Raw genomic sequence first — 5,146 nt, forward strand, 5'->3', positions numbered from 1 at the left:
GTGGTTTGCAGGAAGCGATCGGCACGCAGCGCGAGCTGCGCCTGGTATCGGCCGGCGGCTCCGTGCCCTTTGCGCGCGAGGGCATTGATCTGGCCATACGCCGCGCGGATTTCGACATGGGTGCCGATGTGGTGGCCGAGCCCTTTCTGCAAGAGCGCGTGGGGCCCGTCTGCAGGCCCGCGCTTGCCAAGGCGCTGGCACGCTCAGGGCCGCTGGGCGGGGTGCTGCTGCATACGCAGTCGCGGCCGGACGCATGGCGGCATTGGAGCGAACTGACCGGCGTGCCGCTGCGGGCCGGTCGCGAGGTGCGCTTCGAGCATTTCTACCTGAGCCTGCAGGCCGCCGTGGCCGGGGCCGGCGTCGCCATCGGCCCGCTGGCACTGGTGGCCGATGACCTGGCCAGCGGCACGCTGTGCGCGCCGCGCGGCTTCGTGGCCGATGGCTCGCACTACGTGCTCATGTCGCCCCGGCCGGTGCTGGACGAGGCCAGCTTCGCCCTGGTGCTGGACTGGCTGCGCGCGCAGACCTTGCCGCTGGGCCTGGCGCATGCACAGGCACAGGCCCCGGCGGCCGGCTGAGCATCGATCAACCGGGCTCCTGATCGTGCTCCGACAGCTCGCGCCAGTGCGTGCGCGTGAAGGCGTAGGCCGTGTCCAGCGCCGGTGACAGGGTGCGCGCGGCCATGCGCGCCATGCCGTAGCGGCCGCATCGGCGGGGATCGGCGGGCAGGGGCACTTCGGCCATGGCGCCGCTGGCGCGCTCCTTGCGGGTGATGGACAGCACGCCGAACAGCAAGGTGTCCGTGGCCAGGGTCACGCCGCGCAGCAGGTCCAGGTCGTTGCAGTGCAGGGTGAACAGCTTGTCGGGCTCGGCGCCTTCGCCCCACAGCTCGGCCAGCTGCCGCGCCATGGCCGTGCTCAACGTGGTGGTGGCCAGCGGGTAGCGGCGGATCTCGTCCATGCCGGGGTTTTGCAGCACGGGGTGGCCCGCGCGGCAGACCAGGCCGGCGGGCAGCTCGCCCAGCAGTTCCATCTCCACGTCATCGGCGGCGCGCAGCACATAGGCGTCGCCGACGATGGCATCGATGGATTCGTTGCGCAGCAGCTGCAGCAATGCGCTGGTGGCACCCATTTCGGCGCGCACCTTCACGCGCGGATGCGCCTGCGCCATGTGGATCAGAAAGGGCTTGAGCAGCAGCGCCGCCGGCGCGGGCGCCACGCCAATGGCGAGCGCGCCTTCCTGGCCGCCGCGCAGCAGCTCCAGGTCACGCCGCAACTGGGTTTCCTCCAGCCGCATGCGGCGTGCACGCTCGGCCACGAGTTCGCCAAACACCGTCAGCCGGGCGCGCCGCGCGCCCCGGTCGAACAGCTGCGCCCTGAGTTCATCTTCCAGCGCGCGGATGCTGCGGCTGAGCGCCGGCTGGGTGAGATGCACGGCGCGCGCTGCGTCGGAAAAGGTGCCGTGCTCGACGATGGCCAGCAGGTGCCGCAGCTTCTGTGTATCCATGCGGAGTCCTCATGATTTGTTGGCAAATTTTTCATTTGAATTATAGGTAGGCGCTTCCTAAGATCGCATCCAGGGACATTGAAATGTTCTATAGAGCGGCCACAACCGCCAACTCTTTCATCGGAGCAAAAGGAGACAAACCATGCTCAAGCTGTTCATCGGCATAGGCATCCCGTACATCGCGGTGATCGGCCTGCTTCCCTGGGTCGCGTCCGTCGATCGCTTCGTGTTCGGCGTGCCCTTCATCTACCTGTGGATCTTCATGTGGTTCGTGCTGACGTCGCTGTGCATGCTCGTGTGCTGGCTGATGTTCGACCGCCACGAAGCCGACGACGCGCAGTCCGCCTGAAGGGAGCACCGCCATGACCACCGCAGTCTTTCTGGGCTTCATCGCGCTGTCCCTGTACCTGGCCATCCGCTCGCGCACGGGCAAGGGGGCGCAAAGCGTGCATGACTTCTTCGTCGCCTCCCGCCAGTTCGGCGCCTACCTGGTGTTCTTCCTGGCCGCCGGCGAGATCTACAGCATCGGCACCATGGTCGGCTTTCCGGGCGGCATCTACGCCAAGGGGCCGACCTATGGCGTCTGGTTCCTGGGCTACATCCTGCTGGCATATCCGCTGGGCTACTTCCTCGGCCCCATGATCTGGAAGGCGGGGCTGCGGCACAACGCCATCACGCTGCCGGACCTGTTCAAGGGCCACTTCGGCAGCCGTGCGCTGGAGCTGATCGTGGCCGGCTCGGCCATCCTGTTCCTGCTGCCCTGGGGCCAGCTGCAGTTCACGGGGCTGGTGGCCGCGCTCAAGGGCCTGGGATGGAATTTCCAGCCGCTGCACCTGCTGCTGATCTCTGCGGGCCTGGCCTTCACCTACATCGCCATCTCGGGGGTGCGCGCCTCGGCCTATATCGCCATCCTCAAGGACATCCTGATGGTGGTGGCCATCATCGCCACGGGCGTGGCCGTGGGCTGGCATGCGGGCGTGGGCGATGTGTTCACCGCCGCCAGCGCCAAGGTCAGCAACCACATGACCGATACGCAGCTGCGCTTTTCCATGAGCACCATGCTGTTCCAGGCGCTGGGCTTCTACATGATGCCGTTCGCGGTTCAGAACTTCTTCACGGCCAAGAGTTCGCACACCATCCGCCGCACGCAGATCGCCATGCCGCTGTACATGCTGATGTACCCCTTCCTGGTGCTGGCCTCGTACTACGCCATCAGCCAGAACCTGCAGCTGGCATCGCCCAACGAGGCCTTCTTCGCGGCTGCCGTGCGACTGCTGCCCGACTGGCTGCTGGGCCTGGTGGCCGCAGGCGCCGCGCTGTCGGGCCTGCTGGTGCTGGCGGGCATCTGCCTGGCCATCGGCCCCATCGTGGCCCGCAACCTGCTGCCCGGCCTGCCCGAGGCCAAGCAAAAGCAGGGCGCCAAGGTGGTGATCGTCATCTACCTGGTGCTGTCCATCGTGATGACGCTGCTCACGCCCAACCTGATGCTGACGCTGATCAACACCACCTACTACGGCGTGACGCAGTTCTTCCCGGGAATGATGGCCATCCTCTTCGGCTGGCGCATCCGGCCCCTGGCTGTTGCCCTGGGCATTGCCTGCGGCCAGGCGCTGGCCATTGCGCTGTACATCCAGCAGCCGGATTTCGGCGGCATCAACCTGGGCTTCATCAGCCTGGCGCTGAACCTGCTGGTCACGGCCATCGTCCACTATCTGCCCGGTGCCGCGCGCGTCAAGGCCGCCTGAAAAAGACCACCACCATGAACCACGACGAGAACGCGCGCACGCAGGTCTTTGTGGCGCGCACCATCCTCACCATGAACCCGGCCCAGCAGCAGGCCACCCATGTGGCCGTGCAGGGCGGCCGCATCTTGGCCGTTGGCCAGGAGGCCGACATGGCTGACTGGCCCGAGGCCGAGCGCATCGACCGACTGTGCGACAAGGTCCTCATGCCCGGCCTGATCGAGGCGCACAGCCACCTGATGGAAGGCGCCATGTGGGAGGCCGTGTACCTGGGCTACTTCGATCGGCGCGATCCCGAGGGCCGCCTGTGGCCCGGCCTGCGCACGCTGGACGCCGTGCTGGCGCGCCTGGCCGAGGCCGAGCGTGCCCTGCCCGATGCGCAGGCCACGCTGCTGGCCTGGGGCTTCGATCCCATCCTCTTCGGCAGCAGCCGGCTGTCGGTGCGCGAGCTGGACCGTGTCTCCGCCACGCGGCCCATCGTCATCCTGCATGCCAGCGTGCACCTGATGAATGTGAACTCGGCCATGCTGGCGCTGGCCGGCATTGACGAGGACACCGACATCGACGGCATCCACAAGGACGCCGAGGGCCAGCCCACGGGCGAGCTGCAGGAATTCGCCGCCATGTACCCCGTGCAGAAGGTGATCGGCAGCGCGCTGTCGCTGGCCGCTGCCGAGCAGCGCGAGGCCATCTGGAAGTTCGGCCGCGTGGCCCAGCTCGCGGGCGTGACCACGGCCACCGACCTGGTCAGCGATCTCTCGCCCCAGGGCCTGGCCGCGCTGCGCGAAGTCACGGGCGACGCGGCCTATCCACTGCGCATCGTCCCGGCCTTCGCGCCGCAGCGCAACCCGGAAGGCGGTGCCGCGCGCGTGCACGCCGCTGCCGCATCGTCGGCCAGCGACAAGCTGCAGTTCGGCCCCGTCAAGTTCATCGTGGACGGCTCCATCCAGGGCTTCACCGCGCGCCTGCGCGCTCCCGGCTATGCGGGCGGGCAGCCCAACGGCCTGTGGCTGATTCCCCCGTCGCAGCTGCCCGCGCTGTTCGAGCCCTTCCACCTGGCCGGTCTGCAACTGCACATCCACACCAACGGAGACGAGGCCACCGAGGTGGTGCTGGATGTGATCGAGGACCTGCTGGCCAGGCACCCGCGCGCCGACCATCGCCACACCCTGCAGCACTGCCAGCTGGCCAGCATCGCCCAGCTGCAGCGCGCCGCGCGCCTGGGAATGTGTGTCAACTTCTTCTCCAACCATCTCTATTACTGGGGTGATGCCCACGCCGAGCAGACCGTGGGCATGCAGTGGGCCTCGCGCATGAATGCAGCGGGCACGGCGCGGCGCCTGGGCATGGATTTCGCCATGCATTCCGATGCGCCCATCACCCCTATCCACCCCCTGTTCACCGCCTGGTGCGCGGTGCAGCGCGAAACCGCTTCAGGCCGCGTGCTGGGCGAGGCCGAGCGCCTGTCGGTGGACGATGCCCTGCATGCCATCACCATGGGCGCGGCCCGTACCCTCAAGCTGGAGCAGCGCGTGGGCAGCATCGAGCCCGGCAAGCTGGCGGACTTCGCCGTGCTGGAAGACGATCCCCGCGCGGTGGCGCCCGCCGCCCTCAAGGACGTGAAGGTCTGGGGCACCGTGCTGGGCGGCCGCATCTTCCCCGCGCCCGGGTCAGCGCCATGAGCACGCCGGCCGCCGCGGCGCAGCGGGCGCCCGTTCCCATGGTCGTCGTGGGCGGTTATCTGGGCGCGGGCAAGACCACTTTGCTCAACCGGCTGCTGGAGCGTGCCGATGGCCTGCGCGTGGCCGTGCTGGTCAACGACTTCGGCGAGATCAACATCGACGCCGCCCTGATCCGCACACGCAGCAGCGACGTGCTGCAGCTGGAAAACGGCTGCA

6 protein-coding genes are annotated in these 5,146 nt (G+C 68.1%); 5 read left to right on the plus strand and 1 reads right to left on the minus strand.

Annotated elements, in window-relative coordinates:
• Nucleotides 1–578 (plus strand): LysR substrate-binding domain-containing protein (locus L995_RS18755; protein WP_047472982.1); only part of this gene is annotated, 578 nt, incomplete at its 5' end.
• A gap of 7 nt (nt 579–585) precedes the next feature.
• On the opposite strand, the gene L995_RS18760 is transcribed toward L995_RS18755, so the two are convergent.
• The gene (locus L995_RS18760) at nt 586–1,506 is read right to left on the minus strand and encodes a LysR family transcriptional regulator (protein ID WP_047219220.1); all 921 of its coding nucleotides are present in this window, start codon (nt 1,504–1,506) and stop codon (nt 586–588) included.
• 142 nt (nt 1,507–1,648) lie between these two features.
• Here L995_RS18760 and L995_RS18765 point away from each other — a divergent pair, with 142 nt between their 5' ends.
• From L995_RS18765 to L995_RS18780, 4 genes are all read left to right on the plus strand, one after another.
• Nucleotides 1,649–1,855 (plus strand): DUF3311 domain-containing protein, encoded by a 207-nt coding sequence (locus tag L995_RS18765; protein WP_016450086.1) that lies wholly within the window; start codon nt 1,649–1,651, stop codon nt 1,853–1,855.
• A gap of 13 nt (nt 1,856–1,868) precedes the next feature.
• A complete protein-coding gene (locus tag L995_RS18770; protein ID WP_047472983.1) occupies nt 1,869–3,251 on the plus strand; it encodes a sodium:solute symporter family protein in 1,383 nt (460 codons plus the stop codon).
• A 14-nt stretch (nt 3,252–3,265) separates the two neighbouring features.
• Nucleotides 3,266–4,930, plus strand: a complete 1,665-nt coding sequence (locus L995_RS18775) for an amidohydrolase (RefSeq protein WP_047472984.1) — start codon at nt 3,266–3,268, stop codon at nt 4,928–4,930.
• On the plus strand, nt 4,927–5,146 hold a 220-nt coding region (locus tag L995_RS18780; RefSeq protein ID WP_047472985.1), incomplete at its 3' end, for a GTP-binding protein. The genes L995_RS18775 and L995_RS18780, both read left to right, overlap by 4 nt.

The organism is Delftia sp. ZNC0008 (assembly GCF_000799035.1).
Taxonomy (GTDB): Bacteria; Pseudomonadota; Gammaproteobacteria; order Burkholderiales; family Burkholderiaceae_C; genus Comamonas; species Comamonas tsuruhatensis.